Source organism: Pedococcus bigeumensis (genome assembly GCF_039531795.1).
In the GTDB taxonomy this organism is placed as follows: domain Bacteria; phylum Actinomycetota; class Actinomycetes; order Actinomycetales; family Dermatophilaceae; genus Pedococcus; species Pedococcus bigeumensis.
Window position 1 is genome coordinate 587,987 of sequence record NZ_BAAAQS010000003.1, and the last position, 14,145, is coordinate 602,131.

Below are 14,145 nucleotides of genomic sequence, written 5' to 3' on the forward strand. Positions count from 1 at the left end.
CTCAGTTGTTGGTGGTGATGGTGTTGGGGGTGGTGCGAGGGGTGGTGCGAGGGGTGGTGCGAGGGGTGGTGCGGGTGGTGCTCGGGGAGGCCGGGGACGGGATGTTCCGCTCGGCCGTGATCAGCTCGTTGAGCCAGCGGACCTCGCGCTCGGCGGAGTCGAGGCCGTGCCGCTCGAGGGCGGCGGTGTAGGTGTCGAAGCGCTCGCGGTTCTTGGCCGAGCTGGTGCGGATGGTGTCCAGCCGCTCCTCGAGCCGGCTGCGGCGTCCCTCGAGGATGCGCAGTCGGACCTCGGCCTCGGTGCGGGCGAAGAAGGCGAAGTGGACGTCGAAGGTGTCGTCCTCCCAGGCGGTGGGCCCGGCCTCCTTGAGCAGCTCCTGGAACTGCTCCTTGCCGTCGGCGGTGAGCTCGTAGACGATGCGGGCGCGCTTGGAGCCCGACGTCGCCGCCGCGTGCGGGGCGCCGCTCGCCTCGGCGATCAGGCCCTGGTCGAGCAGGCCACGCAGGCAGGGGTAGAGCGTGCCGTAGGACAACGCGCGGAAGACGCCGAGCGCGGCGTTGAGCCGCTTGCGCAGCTCGTACCCGTGCATGGGGCTCTCGTGCAGCAGTCCGAGGACCGCGAACTCGAGCAGCTCTGAGCGACGGCTCATGACTGGCTGCACCTCCCTCACGTGGTGGACCCGGATCGCCCGGCACGGAGCTGGTCCGTGCGGTTCACCGGTTGGTTCGACGAGGGAAGCGTACACCAGATATATCGAGGCGATATATCTTGGGATTCGTGACCTTTCGCCTGAGGGTTCGTTGAGGAGGGGTCGGGCGAATGCACGATTTCCAAGGTCGCCAGTCATACTGAGCGTCAGTTGACGGTGCGGAACCATGGCCACGAGGGCCGGGACCGTGCCTGTTGTATGCCGATCGGGAAGGTCAGATGAGCACCTCACGTCCGAAGACGCGCGCCCAGGCGAAGGCGGCGCAACGCGCTGCCAAGGGCGGTGCCGGCAACGGCGCCTCCGGAGGCCGCGGCTCGACCAGCGGCGCCGGCAAGGGTGGCGGCAAGGGTGGCGGCAAGGGTGGCCGGCCCACCACGAGCCGGAAGAAGCGCTGGGCCAAGGGGCTCGGCATCGCCGCGCTGGCCGGCTTCCTGCTGGCGGTCGTCGCGTTCTTCGTCGCCTACTCCCTCATCGACACCCCGAAGCCGAACGACCTGGCCAACGCGCAGGCGTCGATCATCTACTACGCCGACGGCAAGACCGAGATGGACCGGATCAGCGAGGTCAACCGCGAGTCGGTCAAGCTGGCGCAGGTGCCCAAGGCGGTGCAGGAGGCCCACCTGGCCGCCGAGGACCGCAACTTCTACCAGAACTCCGGGATCAGCCCGACCGGCATCGCCCGCGCCGTGTGGGTCGGCCTGAGGGGCGGCGCGACCCAGGGTGGCTCGACGATCACCCAGCAGTACGTGAAGAACTACTTCCTGACGCAGGACCAGACGCTGACGCGCAAGGGCCGGGAGATCATCATCTCGATCAAGATCGCGAAGCAGGAGTCCAAGGACCAGATCCTCGAGAACTACCTCAACACGATCTACTACGGCCGCGGCGCGTACGGCATCCAGACCGCCTCGAAGGCGTACTTCAACAAGGACGTCTCCAAGCTCTCGCCGTCCGAAGGCGCCTTCCTCGCCTCGGTCATCCGGGGCCCGTCGTTCTACGACCCGTCCCTGGGTGCGGCACAGAAGGCCAACGCCGAGGCGCGCTGGACCTACGTGATGGACGGCATGGTCAGCGAGGGCTGGTTGACCCCGGAGCAGCGCTCCGCCGCCAAGTTCCCGACCCTGCAGAAGCCGCGGAAGACCACCGGAGCGTCCGGACCGACCGGCTACCTGGTCGACCAGGTCAAGCGCGAGCTCAAGTCGAAGCTCAAGCTCACCGACGCCGACATCGACAAGGGCGGCTACAAGATCGTCTCGACGATCGACAAGCGCACCCAGGACGCCGCGGTGGCCGCTGTGAAGGGCCGGATGCCCACGGGCAAGGGGACCTCGACCCTGCGGGTCGGGCTCACCTCGATCAAGCCGGGTGACGGCGCGGTCGTGGCGCAGTACGGCGGTGCGGACTACCAGAAGAACCAGTTCAACACCGCGACGATGGCGACCATGCAGGCCGGCTCGACGTTCAAGATCTTCACCTTGCTCGCGGCGCTGTCGCAGGACAAGCCGATCAGCACGAAGACGAAGTTCGACGGCCGGACTCCGCAGTACTTCAAGGAGTTCGAGGACCCTGCGGCGAAGACGGACTTCCTGCGGCGGGGTGGGGTGCGCAACTTCGGCCCCTTCCCCGGAGAGCCGTTCGGCAACATCGACCTGCGCACGGCGACCGGCCACTCGGTCAACACGGTCTATGCCCAGCTCAACATCAAGGTCGGGCCGGAGGCCACCAAGGCCGCCGCGATCGCGGCCGGGCTCCCGAGCGACGCCCAGGCCAAGGCGCGCCAGATCGCCCCGCTGGGCACCAACTACGCCAACGTGCTCGGCACGTCGCACGTGACGGTCATGGACATGGCCAACGCCTACGCGACGATCGCCGCGCAGGGATCGCGGGTCACCCCGTACTTCATCCGCAGCGTCAAGGGCGGCCCCGGCGACCTCGACTACAAGGTCAAGGTGACCAGGAAGGCCGCCTTCGACAAGGACGTCACGGCCGACACGGTCGACGCCATGGAGCAGGTCGTCAAGAGCGGCACGGCGACCTTCGCGCAGAACCTCGGCCGTCCCGCGGCCGGTAAGACCGGCACCACGACCGACAACAAGGCGGCCTGGTTCAACGGCTTCACGCCGCAGCTGGCCACGGCGGTCGGCATCTACAGCACCGGCAAGAAGGGCGAGGAGCTGTCGATGAACGACGTGCCGGGCGTCGGCGAGCTCACCGGCGCCACCGTGCCGCTGCACATCTGGACCGACTACATGGAGTCCGCCCTGAAGGGCAGCAAGGTGGTCGACTTCCCGGCGCGCGCCGGAGTCGGTGACGACCAGGTGTACACGCCGCCCCCGCCGCCGCCCAGCAGCACCAGCACCACCACCACGACCACCACCACCACGACGACGGCGCCGCCCACCACGACCACGACGCCGCCGCCGACCACGAAGACGAAGCCGACCAAGACGACTGCACCGCCGCCCCCGACGATCACCCTCGGCGGGGCACCGGCGACGAGCTCCACGACGCAGTGACCCGACGAGGGGATCTGCTGCCGAGTGGCTCGCTGGCGGTGGCCGGCGGGCCGCTCGGCCGCCACGTCTCGGCGCGCGCCGTGTCGTGGGTCGCGGCGGTCGTGCCCCTGGTCGTCGCCACCGCGGCCACCATGGCGCTGTCGGTCGCGGAGCGGTCGCACTGCATCCAGAAGGGCTGGGTCGGCTCCGACCAGTTCTGGCACGCCTGCTTCTCCGACCTCCCCGCGCTCTACCAGCTCGGCAACCTCGACAACGGCCTGGCGGCCTACGTCGCCGGTGAGGGCGTCCGCGCCGACCACCCGGTGCTCACCGGCGCGGTGATGGCCTGGGTCGGCGGCCTGGTGCCGGACGGCGCCTTCCTCGACCAGACCCGGTGGTACTTCGCGCTCTGGGCCCTGCTGGGCACCGCGCTCGCGATCGCCGTCGTCTACCTCACGGCCGCGTCGCGCCCGCTGCACGTCACCGACGCCGCCCACGTGGCGTTCAGCCCGGTGCTGCTCCTCACCGCGATGCTGTCGCCCGACCTGTTCGGGGTCGCGCTGGCCAGCGCCGGCATCTGGGCCTGGAGCCGTCGCCGACCGGTCGCGGCCGGGGTGCTGCTGGGCCTCGGGGTGACGGCGCGCACCTATCCGCTGCTGATCCTGCTGGCGCTGGTGGTCCTCGGCCTGCGCAGCGGCCGGCTCCGGGCGGTCCGCACCACGCTGGGCGCCGCGGCCGGCGCGGTCGTCGTCGTGCTGCTGCCCTTCCTGCTGTCGAACCCGGGCGCGATCCTGCGCTCCACCCAGGTCTGGTGGGACAGCGCCGCGGGACTGGGCTCGCCGTGGATGGTCCCCCAGCTGCTCGGCCACCCCCTGCCGACCGGGGCGACCACGCTGCTGGCCGTGGCCGGCCTGCTGGTCGCCTGCGCCGTCGGCGCGGTGTTCGCGCTCAGCACGCCCCGACGGCCGAGCGTGGCCGAGGTCGCGTTCGTGCTGGTGGCACTGGCGCTGCTCACCGGCAAGGCCTTCCCGGTGCAGGCCTCGCTGTGGCTCCTGCCGCTGCTCGCGCTGTGCGGGCTGCGCTGGCGCGACCACCTGCTCTGGGCCGGGGCCGAGGCGCTGCACTTCGTCACCGTGTGGCTCTACGTCGGGGGCCTCTCCAAGCCCGACCGAGGGCTGCCGCCCGGCTGGTATGCCGTGTTCCTCACCCTCCGGTTCGCCGCCGTCGGCTACCTGGTCTGGCGGGTCTGGCACACCGCAGCAGCGCGGGAGCCGCTCCCCGAGGATGGTTCGGACGATGCACCGGACCGGCACCCGGCGGATCTTCCGGACGACGAGGAGCCGGATGAGCTGGCCGGCGACTTCACCGGCGCCCCCGACCGGCTGCTGGTGCGCCTCGCCTGAGCCTGTGGACGAGGATTCGGCGATGTCCTCGCTGGCCGGTACGCTTTGTCAGGTTCTCCCGCAGCACGCCTCGACGGCGTGTCCACGGAGATCGCACTGCAACCCTCCTGTCACGGAGAGACCGTGACCGCCATAGACCAAAGGAGGCGGGTTACTAGCATGCGTCAGTACGAACTCATGGTCATCCTCGACCCCGAGCTCGACGACCGGACCGTCGCGCCGTCGCTCGACAAGTTCCTCACCGTCGTCACCAAGGACAAGGGCACCGTCGACAACATCGACATCTGGGGCCGCCGTCGCTTGGCGTTCGAGATCAAGAAGAAGGCCGAAGGCATCTACGCCGTCGTCAACTTCACCGCAGAGCCGGCCACGGCCAAGGAGCTGGACCGCCAGCTCGGCCTGAACGAGTCGGTCATGCGCACCAAGCTCCTGCGCCCCGGCGCCTGAGCTGCACCTGATCTGATCTGCACCACCGGCACCACCACCTGACCCAAACGAACAGGGGACACGCTTCATGGCTGGCGACACCGTCATCACCGTCATCGGCAACATCACCGGCGACCCCGAGCTGCGCTTCACCCCCTCGGGTGCTGCCGTCGCGAACTTCACCGTGGCCTCCACGCCGCGGCAGTTCGACCGGCAGTCCAACGAGTGGAAGGACGGGGAGACCCTGTTCATGCGCTGCTCGGTGTGGCGTGACGCGGCGGAGAACGTCGCCGAGTCGCTCCAGCGGGGCACTCGCGTCATCGTCTCCGGCCGGCTGAAGTCGCGCTCGTACGACACCAAAGAGGGCGAGAAGCGCACCGTCATGGAGATGGAGGTCGACGAGGTCGGCCCCTCGCTCCGCTACGCCACCGCGAAGGTCAACAAGACCCAGCGGGGCACCGGCGGCGGCGGAGGCTTCTCCGGCGGTGGGCAGCAGGGCGGCGGACAGAGTGGCCAGCAGGAGGACCCCTGGGCCACCGGCCCGTCGTCCGCTCCTGCCTCGGCTCCCCAGTCCGGTGGCCAGCAGGGTGGCGGGTGGGGCGGCGGAGCGCCGTCCTACGACGAGCCCCCCTTCTAGCGGGTCCGGATCACTCGGTATGCCGAGTGGTGGGCTTCCCCGGGAGCCAGCCAGGCGGCATACACCCAAGGCACGAGAACAGAACCACTCGAAGAACACCATCCCTGGGAGACCAGGGCTCATCCGCTGAGTTCCTCAGCAGAAGGAGAGCACCACGATGGCCAAGCCCGTTGTGCGCAAGCCCAAGAAGAAGGCCAACCCGCTGAAGGCGGCGAAGGTCGAGAACATCGACTACAAGGACACTGCGCTGCTGCGCAAGTTCATCTCCGACCGCGGCAAGATCCGCGCGCGTCGGGTGACCGGTGTGTCCGTCCAGGAGCAGCGACTCATCGCCACCGCGGTCAAGAACGCCCGCGAGATGGCGCTCCTGCCCTACTCGAGCTCGTCCCGCTGAGCTCGGGCGCTAGGAGGATCTGAACCATGAAGGTGATTCTGACCCACGAGGTCTCCAGCCTCGGCACCGCCGGTGACGTCGTCGACGTCAAGGACGGCTACGCCCGCAACTTCCTGTTCCGCCGTGGCCTGGCCACCGCGTGGACCAAGGGCGGGCAGAAGCAGGTCGACTCGATCAACAAGGGCCGCGAGGTCCGGGCGATCAACTCCCTCGAGGAGGCCAAGTCGATCAAGGGCAACCTCGAGAACAAGGCCGTCAAGGTCGCGGCGCACGCAGGGGCCTCCGGGCGCCTGTTCGGGGCCGTGTCCACTGCCGACATCGCTGCCGCGGTGAAGGCAGCCGGTGGCCCGGAGCTCGACAAGCGCAAGATCGAGATCACGACCCCGATCAAGTCGGTCGGCAGCCACGAGGCGCTCATCCGCCTGCACCCCGAGGTGCAGGCGAAGGTGACGCTCGACGTCGTCGCCGGCTGAGAACGGTTGAGTCCCAGATAACGATCTGAGACGGATTGGCCCGGTTCGCCCCTCGGGGCGGACCGGGCCTGTTCTATTCTGCGGCCCAGCCGCCGAGCAACCACGTGCGGCGAGCGACCACGGACGAAGGCAGCGCTGCAGGGGCACCGCTGTCGTCAGCACCACGCAGGGGGGATCGACGTCATGAGCAGCAACCCGTTCGAGCACGTACCGCAGCCCGGCCAGCCGGCCGGATCGGCACCGTTCGGCCAGCCCACTGGGACCGACCCGTTCGGCCAGCCCACTGGGACCGACCCGTTCGGCCAGCCCACTGGGACCGACCCGTTCGGCCAGCCGGCGACGGGCCGACCCGGTCGCGGCCGCACCATCGCCCTGGTCGGCGGGATCCTCGCGATCGTCGCGGTGGGGGCCGGTGGCGCGTTCGCGTTCCAGCAGGTCGGTGGCGGCGGTGCCCAGCCCGAGTCGGCGCTGCCCGCGAGCACCATCGCCTTCGCCAAGATCGACCTGGATCCCTCTGCGGGCCAGAAGCTCGACGGCATCCGCTTCATCCGCAAGTTCCCCGACGCCCGCGCCGAGGTGAAGGAGGACTCCGACCTGCGCAAGGTCGTCTTCAAGCGCCTCCAGGCCGAGGGCCAGCTCAAGGGCGTGGACTACGCCAAGGACGTCGAGCCGTGGCTCGGCCAGCGCATCGGTGTCGGGCTCCTGCCGGGCGCGACCGCAGACACCGAGCCGACCGTCGTGGTCGCCCTCGCCGTGACCGACGCCGACAAGGCGAAGGCCAGCCTGCCCGCGATCGCCAAGGCCAACGAGGCCGAGTGCCAGCTGGTCGAGGAGTTCGCGCTCTGCACCGACGGCACCGGCAAGGTTGCCGCCGTGGCCGCGGCCGCCGGCAAGGGCACCCTCGCCGACTCCGCCCACTTCAGCAAGGACATGGCCGACCTCGGTGAGGACGGCGTCGCCGCCGCGTGGTTCGACGCGCAGGCGTTGGGGAAGGCCACCCAGTCGCTCGACCTGACCAGCATGATCCCCGGGGTCAGCGGGGGCCCGGCCACCTCGCAGACCGGGCGGGTCGCGCTGGCCCTGCGGTTCGACGGGCCGCACCTCGAGCTCGCCGGCCACACCAACGGGGCCAGCGTGAGCTTCGCCGGCTCACGGGAGGGCACCGGTCTCGCCGAGCTGCCCGACACCACCCTCGCGGCGGTCAGCGTCGCCAACGCCGGCGAGCAGCTGAAGGCGGGCTGGCCGGCGTTGCAGAAGGCCGTCACCGACACGGTCGGCGAGCAGGACTTCGCCGACGGTGTCGCGGCGGTCGAGAGCGAGCTGGGCATCTCCGTGCCCGACGACCTGTATGCCGCGCTGGGCAGCCAGTTCTCCTTGGTCTTCGGGGGCCTGGGCCCGGACCACAGCGACCTGCGCATCGCCGCGGTCACCGATGGCGACCAGGAGGTGCTCCAGAAGATCGCCGACGCGGGCCAGGGGGTGGGGTCCGACCCGCTGACGCTCAAGGCATCGGGCGGGACGACCGTGCTGTCGCTGTCCGAGAACTACGCCGACGAGCTCGGCACGCAGCACGGGCTGGGCGACACGGACCGGTTCAAGGATGCGGTCAAGGGAGCCGACTCGGCGCGGGTCGCCGGTTTCGTCGACATCGCCGGGTTGCTGACCGAGTTCAAGGACGAGCTGGGCAAGGACGAGACCAGCAACCTCGCGGGCCTGTCCGCCCTGGGCTTCACCGTCACCGGTGAGGGCAACAGCGCCGACTTCAGCCTGCGCCTGACGACCCAGTAACCCGCTCCTGCGGAACAGGTCGAGAGTGCGCGACACGCCGAAGCCGGACCGGTGTCACCAGCGTGTTGTGCACTCTCGACCCGAGCTCAGCGCTCGTCGACCATCACCTCGATGGTGTACGTCGACGCGCGGTAGCAGTGGTCGCCGTACTCGACGGGGTGACCCACCTCGTCGAACGCGCTGCGGGTCATCGTGAGCACCGGCTCGTTGCCGCGCATCCGCAGGTGGCGGCGCTCGCTCGGGCTGGGTGGCCGGGCCCCGATCCGTTGGCGCGCCACGACGGGGCGCACGCCGCGGCGGCGCAGCACGGCATACAGGCCCTCGGCCTCGAGCTCCTCGGTGGTGACGTCGAGGTGTGCCGGCGGGAGCCAGTTGCGCAGCACGGCCAGCGGTTCGGTGTCGGAGAGGCGCAGTCGCACGATGGCGAGCAGCTCGCTGTCGGGGGCGAGGTCGAGGGCCAGGGCGACCCGCTCGTCCTGCACGACCTCGAGCGACAGCACGGTGGTCGTGGGGTGGGCGCCGGCCCTGGTGAGGTCGTCGTAGAGGCTGGTGAGCTCGGCCCGGCGGTGCACCGTGCGGTTGGCGACGGTGGTGCCCACGCCGCGGCGGCGCACCAGCAGCCCGCGTGCGGCGAGCTCGGCGATGGCCCGACGCACCGTGGGGCGGGAGAGGCCGAGCCGCAGCCCCATCGCGACCTCGTTCTCGAACGCGTCGCCGGGGTGCAGGGCCCCGCCGTCGATGGCAGCGGCGAGCTGTTCGGCGAGCTGGTGGTAGAGCGGCACTGGGGAGGACCGGTCGATCCGGATGTCGAGCTGGGTGGCCACGGCTGCACTCTAGCCCGTGTCTGCCGCAGAGATGAGAATCTCATGACGTCAGAATGTCCTAACAAACGCTTGACACCTCTCCGCCCACGACGGCAGGCTTGTCGTCGAGCACCCCGGCGCCCTGCCCTGCCCTGCTCGCCTTCTGGGCCGCCTCCCCATGGTCGTCCTCCCGACCGGTCCGCCGGCCCCGACACCCAGACCCGTGAACGGAACCCGCACATGCGCATCGGACTCGCCGGCGTCGGCCGGATCGGCGCCTTCCACGCCGACACCCTCCGCAGCCTCGACGCCGTCGACCAGCTCGTCGTCGCCGACGTCGACGTGGCGCGCGCCCAGCAGGTCGCGGCCGAGCGCGGGCTGGAGTGGGTGGCCACCACCGAGGAGCTGCTCGACGCGGGCCTCGACGCGCTGGTCATCGCCACCGCGACGCCCGGGCACGCCCCACTGTTGCGGGCCGGGGTGGCCAAGGGCCTCGCGACCTTCTGCGAGAAGCCGGTCGCCTCGACCCTCGACGAGACGATCGAGCTGACCCGACTGGTGGCCGAGTCGGACGTGCCGGTCCACGTCGGCTTCCAGCGACGGTTCGACCGGGGCTACCGGCGGGCGCGGGAGGTGGTGGCCTCCGGCGAGCTCGGCTTCGTGCACACCATCGTGGCCAACACCCGTGACAGCGCGCCACCCCACGCCGCCTACGTGCCGACCAGCGGCGGCATCTTCCGCGACTGCAACGTGCACGACTTCGACATCATCCGCTTCGTCACGGGCCGCGAGGTCGGCTCGGTCTACGCGACCGGCTCGAACAAGGGCGCCAGCTTCTTCTCCGACGCGGGCGACGTCGACACCGGCGCTGCCCTGCTCACCCTCGACGACGGCACGCTGGCCCAGGTCTCCTCCACCCGCTACAACGGGGCCGGCCACGACGTCCGGATGGAGGTCCTGGGCGAACGCGGTGCCGTCGCCGTCGGGCTGGACGACTCGCTGGCCCTGCGGTCGGTCGAGGACGGTGTCGACTTCCCGCACGGCCCGGTGACGATGTCGTTCATGGAGCGCTTCCTGCCCGCCTACCGCGCCGAGCTGACCGCCTTCTTCGACGTCGCGGCGCGACGGGTGCCGAGCCCCTGCACCCTCGAGGACGCGCTCCAGGCCTTCCGCGTCGCCGAGGCCTGCGAGGTCTCGCGGGCCGAGCGCCGCGTCGTCGACCTCACCGAGATCAAGGGGGCCTGACCGTGGCCGGTGTCCCGTCCGAGGCCCTCGCCGACCGCATCGCCGGCGCACCCATCTCGTGGGGCGTCTGCGAGGTGCCCGGGTGGGGTCACCAGCTGCCCCCCGAGGTGGTGCTGGCCGAGATGTCCGCCCTGGGCCTGGCCGCCACCGAGTTCGGTCCCGACGGCTTCCTGCCCGAGTCGGCCCAGGACAAGGTCGCGACCCTGCGCAGCCACGGGCTCGCCGCCATCGGCCAGTTCGTGCCGTTGGTCCTGCACGACGCCGGCCACGACCCGCTCCCCGACCTCGAGACCGCGATGGTCGACCTGGTGGCCGCCGGCGCCTCCACGGTGGTCATCGCGGCCGCCACGGGCGCGGACGGCTACGACGACCGCCCGCAGCTCGACGACCAGGGCTGGGCGACCCTGCTGGCGAACCTCGACCGGCTCGCTGCCGCGGCGGCTGCGCGCGGGCTCACCGCCACGCTGCACCCGCACGTCGGCACCATGGTGGAGACCGGCGAGGAGACCGACCGCGTGCTCGCCGGGAGCCGGATCGGCCTCTGCCTCGACACCGGCCACCTGCTCATCGGGGGCGGCGACCCGGTGCGGGTCGCCCGCGAGCACCCCGACCGGATCGCGCACACCCACCTCAAGGACGTCCGGCTCGACCTCGCCCGCCAGGTGCAGGCCGGCGAGACGACCTACACCGACGCGGTCGCCGCGGGCATGTACGTCCCCCTCGGACAGGGTGACGTCGACATCGCCGCCATCGTGCAGGCCCTGGAGGACAGCGGGTATGCCGGGTGGTACGTCCTCGAGCAGGACACCATCCTGGCGGGCGTCCCCGAAGGCGACGGACCCGTGGCCGACGTCGAGGCGAGCTACTTCTACCTGCTCGGCCTCGCGGCCCAGCACTCCGGCGTGGGGATCTGAGATGACCGACGCCACCAGCGACGCCGTGCCCGACGGTTCTCACGACGGTGCCGTGGATGGGGCTTTCGACCTGGTCGCGATGGGACGCACCGGGGTCGACATCTACCCGCTCCAGTTCGGCGTCGGGCTCGAGGACGTCGAGACCTTCCAGAAGTTCCTCGGCGGCACCGCCACGAACGTCTCCGTCGCCGCGGCCCGCCACGGTCGCCGGGTCGCCCTGGTCACCCGCACCGGCGCCGACGCGTTCGGGCGCTACATCCACCAGGCGTTGCGCGGGTTCGGGGTCGACGACCGGTTCGTCGCCCCGGTCGACGGGCCACCGACGCCGGTCACGTTCTGCGAGGTCTTCCCGCCGGACGACTTCCCGCTCTACTTCTACCGCTACCCGACCGCCCCCGACCTGCTGATCGAGCCGCAGCACCTGCCGCTCGAGGCGATCCGGACCGCCCGGGTCTACTGGTCGACCGTCACCGGCCTCTCGCAGGAGCCGAGTCGAGCGGCCCACTTCGCCGCCTGGGAGGCGCGCGCCCGGCGACGGCACACCGTGCTCGACCTCGACTACCGGCCGATGTTCTGGGCGGATCCCGCCGAGGCGAGTGCCCAGGTGGACCGCGCCCTGGGACACGTGACCGTGGCGGTGGGCAACCGCGAGGAGTGCGAGGTGGCGGTGGGTGAGACCGACCCGCAGCGCGCGGCCGACGCCCTCCTCGAGCGAGGCGTCGAGCTGGCCGTGGTGAAGCAGGGCCCCAAGGGCGTGCTCGCCGCCACCCGCGACGAGCGCGTCGAGGTGGCGCCGTTCCCCGTGGCGGTGGTCAACGGTCTCGGTGCCGGCGACGCCTTCGGGGGCGCGCTCGTGCACGGGCTGCTGGAGGGCTGGGGGCTGCGTCGGGTCATCGAGTTCGCCAACGTGGCCGGCGCGATCGTCGCCTCCCACCTCGAGTGCTCCAGCGCGATGCCGACGACGGCCGAGGTGCTGGCCCAGCTGGCCGGGGCGGGACGACAGGACGCGCTGCGATGACCGGCCGGACCAGCAGCCCGACGGCGCGGCCGACGCACTCGGTCGACGTGGCCCAGCTGACCGAGCTGCGGGCCACCGACCCGGCGGCCATCGCCCGGGGGTGGGCCTCACGGACCCGGCGCGACCTCCTGCGGGCGGACGGCCGCCTGCTCCTCGTGGCCGCGGACCACCCGGCGCGCGGCTCGCTCGGGGTGCGCGCCGACCCGTGGGCGATGGCCAGCCGGCACGACCTGCTCGAGCGCCTGGTCACTGCGGTGTCGCGCCCCGGGGTCGACGGCGTGCTGGGCACTCCCGACATCCTCGACGACCTCCTCCTGCTCGGCGCCCTCGAGGACAAGGTCGTGGTCGGCTCGATGAACCGTGGCGGGCTCCAGGGCGCGAGCTTCGAGCTCGACGACCGCTTCACGGCCTACCGCGCGGAGGACATCGAGGCATGCGGCCTCGACGGCGGCAAGACGCTGACCCGCATCTGCTACGACGACCCCGGCACGGTCGCGACGCTCGAGGCGACCGCCCACGCCGTCAACGAGCTCGCCGCGCGGGGGTTGATGGCGATGGTCGAGCCGTTCCTCAGCGAGCGTCGTGAGGGACGGGTGGTCAACCTCCTCGACCCGGACTCGACGATCCGCTCGATCCACATCGCCTCGGGGCTGGGTGGCTCGAGCGCCCACACCTGGCTCAAGCTGCCGGTGGTCGACGAGCTCGAGCGGGTGATGGCGGCCACCACCCTCCCGACGCTGCTCCTGGGCGGTGACCCGCAGGGCGACCCGGAGGACACCTACGCGTCCTGGGGGCGGGCGCTGACCCTGCCGCCGGTCCGCGGTCTGGTGGTGGGCCGGGCGCTGCTCTACCCGCCGGACGGAGACGTCGCGGCCGCCGTCGACATCGCCGGGCAGCTCGTGCACGGGACGCGCCGGTGAACCCGCTGGGGAGCGGCGCCGACAACACCCGCTGGGTCCTCCCGCACGGGGCCGCGTCGGCCGACGGGTGGCAGGTCGCCGTCGACGACACCGTGGCTGGGTGGCAGCACACCAGCCTGGCTGTCACGGAGCTCGCGGAGGATGAAGAGCGCGCCGTCGCCGCCGGGGAGTGGGAGCACGTGGTGGTCCCGCTGAGCGGGTCGGTGCGGGTGCGTCCCGACAGCCACGACGACCTCGTCCTGGCCGGGCGTGCGCACGTGTTCGCCGGCCCGACCGACATCGCCCACGTCTCCCGCGACGTCGGTTTCACCGTCATCGCCGAGGGCGGCCCGGCGCGGGTGGCGGTGTGCGGCGCGAAGGCGCGCACCCGGCATACCCCTCCGGTCACGGTGGTCCGAGCCGCGCAGGTGCCGGTCGAGCTGCGGGGCGCCGGGGCGGCCAGCCGCGAAGTGCGCAACTTCGGTGTGCCCGGCGTGCTGGACGCCGACGCGATCATCGCCTGCGAGGTGGTGACGCCGGCCGGCAACTGGAGCTCGTACCCGCCGCACAAGCACGACGAGCGACGGCCCGGGGTGGAGACCGAGCTCGAGGAGATCTACTACTTCGAGGTGCGCGCCGTCGACAGCGCCCCGGAAGTTGCGGATCCGGTGGGCTACCAACGGGTCTACGGCACCGACGACCGACCGATCGACGTCCTGGCCGAGGTCCGCACCGGTGACGTCGTCCTCGTGCCGCACGGCTGGCACGGTCCGTCGATGGCTCCGCCGACCGCCCACCTCTACTACCTCAACGTGATGGCTGGCCCGGGACCCGAGCGGGCCTGGATGATCTGTGACGACCCGGCCCACACCTGGGTGCGCGACACCTGGGCGACCCAGGCCGTGGACCCGCGACTTCCGTTCGGAGACGACACATGAGCG

At 71.4% G+C, this 14,145-nt stretch carries 14 protein-coding genes; 12 read left to right on the forward strand and 2 right to left on the reverse strand.

Annotated features, from left to right (window positions below):
* Nucleotide 1: 1 nt before the first annotated feature.
* Nucleotides 2–649: a PadR family transcriptional regulator gene (locus ABD262_RS13370; RefSeq protein ID WP_344136914.1), complete on the reverse strand. Its 648-nt coding sequence runs from the start codon at nt 647–649 to the stop codon at nt 2–4.
* A gap of 278 nt (nt 650–927) precedes the next feature.
* Between ABD262_RS13370 and ABD262_RS13375 the strand changes: the two genes are divergently transcribed.
* From ABD262_RS13375 to ABD262_RS13405, 7 genes are all read left to right on the forward strand, one after another.
* Entirely contained in the window at nt 928–3,225 is a 2,298-nt protein-coding gene (locus ABD262_RS13375) for a transglycosylase domain-containing protein (protein ID WP_344136917.1), read from the forward strand.
* A complete protein-coding gene (locus tag ABD262_RS13380; RefSeq protein ID WP_344136919.1) occupies nt 3,222–4,607 on the forward strand; it encodes a glycosyltransferase 87 family protein in 1,386 nt (461 codons plus the stop codon). Before ABD262_RS13375 ends, ABD262_RS13380 begins: the two co-directional genes overlap by 4 nt.
* A 159-nt stretch (nt 4,608–4,766) precedes the next feature.
* Nucleotides 4,767–5,054 (forward strand): 30S ribosomal protein S6, encoded by a 288-nt coding sequence (gene rpsF / locus ABD262_RS13385; protein WP_056921396.1) that lies wholly within the window; start codon nt 4,767–4,769, stop codon nt 5,052–5,054.
* A 67-nt stretch (nt 5,055–5,121) separates the two neighbouring features.
* Entirely contained in the window at nt 5,122–5,670 is a 549-nt protein-coding gene (locus ABD262_RS13390) for a single-stranded DNA-binding protein (RefSeq protein ID WP_344136923.1), read from the forward strand.
* A 157-nt stretch (nt 5,671–5,827) separates the two neighbouring features.
* Nucleotides 5,828–6,064 carry a 30S ribosomal protein S18 gene (gene rpsR / locus ABD262_RS13395; RefSeq protein WP_056884210.1) on the forward strand — a complete coding sequence of 79 codons (237 nt, stop codon included), beginning with the start codon at nt 5,828–5,830 and terminating at the stop codon, nt 6,062–6,064.
* A gap of 26 nt (nt 6,065–6,090) precedes the next feature.
* A complete protein-coding gene (rplI, locus tag ABD262_RS13400) occupies nt 6,091–6,537 on the forward strand; it encodes a 50S ribosomal protein L9 (protein WP_056921398.1) in 447 nt (148 codons plus the stop codon).
* Between the two features lie 183 nt (nt 6,538–6,720).
* Nucleotides 6,721–8,325, forward strand: a complete 1,605-nt coding sequence (locus ABD262_RS13405) for a DUF3352 domain-containing protein (RefSeq protein ID WP_344136931.1) — start codon at nt 6,721–6,723, stop codon at nt 8,323–8,325.
* Nucleotides 8,326–8,411: 86 nt separating this feature from the next.
* On the opposite strand, the gene ABD262_RS13410 is transcribed toward ABD262_RS13405, so the two are convergent.
* Entirely contained in the window at nt 8,412–9,149 is a 738-nt protein-coding gene (locus ABD262_RS13410) for a GntR family transcriptional regulator (RefSeq protein WP_344136934.1), read from the reverse strand.
* A gap of 219 nt (nt 9,150–9,368) precedes the next feature.
* On the opposite strand from ABD262_RS13410, the gene ABD262_RS13415 reads away from it, so the two are divergent.
* The 5 genes from ABD262_RS13415 to iolB all read left to right on the forward strand — a co-directional run bounded on the left by ABD262_RS13415 (nt 9,369) and on the right by iolB (nt 14,142).
* Nucleotides 9,369–10,373 (forward strand): Gfo/Idh/MocA family protein, encoded by a 1,005-nt coding sequence (locus tag ABD262_RS13415; protein WP_344136937.1) that lies wholly within the window; start codon nt 9,369–9,371, stop codon nt 10,371–10,373.
* Between the two features lie 2 nt (nt 10,374–10,375).
* Complete coding sequence (locus ABD262_RS13420) at nt 10,376–11,287, forward strand: sugar phosphate isomerase/epimerase family protein (protein WP_344136940.1); 912 nt, start codon at nt 10,376–10,378, stop codon at nt 11,285–11,287.
* A gap of 79 nt (nt 11,288–11,366) precedes the next feature.
* Nucleotides 11,367–12,305 (forward strand): 5-dehydro-2-deoxygluconokinase, encoded by a 939-nt coding sequence (iolC, locus tag ABD262_RS13425; protein WP_425564885.1) that lies wholly within the window; start codon nt 11,367–11,369, stop codon nt 12,303–12,305.
* Nucleotides 12,302–13,225, forward strand: coding sequence for a Cgl0159 family (beta/alpha)8-fold protein (locus ABD262_RS13430; protein WP_344136945.1), 924 nt, complete (start codon nt 12,302–12,304; stop codon nt 13,223–13,225). Before iolC ends, ABD262_RS13430 begins: the two co-directional genes overlap by 4 nt.
* The gene (iolB, locus tag ABD262_RS13435; protein ID WP_344136948.1) at nt 13,222–14,142 is read left to right on the forward strand and encodes a 5-deoxy-glucuronate isomerase; all 921 of its coding nucleotides are present in this window, start codon (nt 13,222–13,224) and stop codon (nt 14,140–14,142) included. The genes ABD262_RS13430 and iolB overlap by 4 nt, the downstream gene beginning before the upstream one ends.
* The last annotated feature ends 3 nt before the right edge of the window (nt 14,143–14,145 follow it).

Coding starts and splice junctions, on each gene's coding strand:
- ABD262_RS13390 (WP_344136923.1), top strand. CDS start 5,122: ATGGCTGGCGACACCGTCATCACCGTCATCGGCAACATCACCGGCGAC.
- iolC (WP_425564885.1), top strand. CDS start 11,367: ATGGGACGCACCGGGGTCGACATCTACCCGCTCCAGTTCGGCGTCGGG.
- ABD262_RS13370 (WP_344136914.1), bottom strand. CDS start 649: ATGAGCCGTCGCTCAGAGCTGCTCGAGTTCGCGGTCCTCGGACTGCTG.
- ABD262_RS13375 (WP_344136917.1), top strand. CDS start 928: ATGAGCACCTCACGTCCGAAGACGCGCGCCCAGGCGAAGGCGGCGCAA.
- ABD262_RS13415 (WP_344136937.1), top strand. CDS start 9,369: ATGCGCATCGGACTCGCCGGCGTCGGCCGGATCGGCGCCTTCCACGCC.
- ABD262_RS13405 (WP_344136931.1), top strand. CDS start 6,721: ATGAGCAGCAACCCGTTCGAGCACGTACCGCAGCCCGGCCAGCCGGCC.
- ABD262_RS13430 (WP_344136945.1), top strand. CDS start 12,302: ATGACCGGCCGGACCAGCAGCCCGACGGCGCGGCCGACGCACTCGGTC.
- rplI (WP_056921398.1), top strand. CDS start 6,091: ATGAAGGTGATTCTGACCCACGAGGTCTCCAGCCTCGGCACCGCCGGT.
- rpsF (WP_056921396.1), top strand. CDS start 4,767: ATGCGTCAGTACGAACTCATGGTCATCCTCGACCCCGAGCTCGACGAC.
- rpsR (WP_056884210.1), top strand. CDS start 5,828: ATGGCCAAGCCCGTTGTGCGCAAGCCCAAGAAGAAGGCCAACCCGCTG.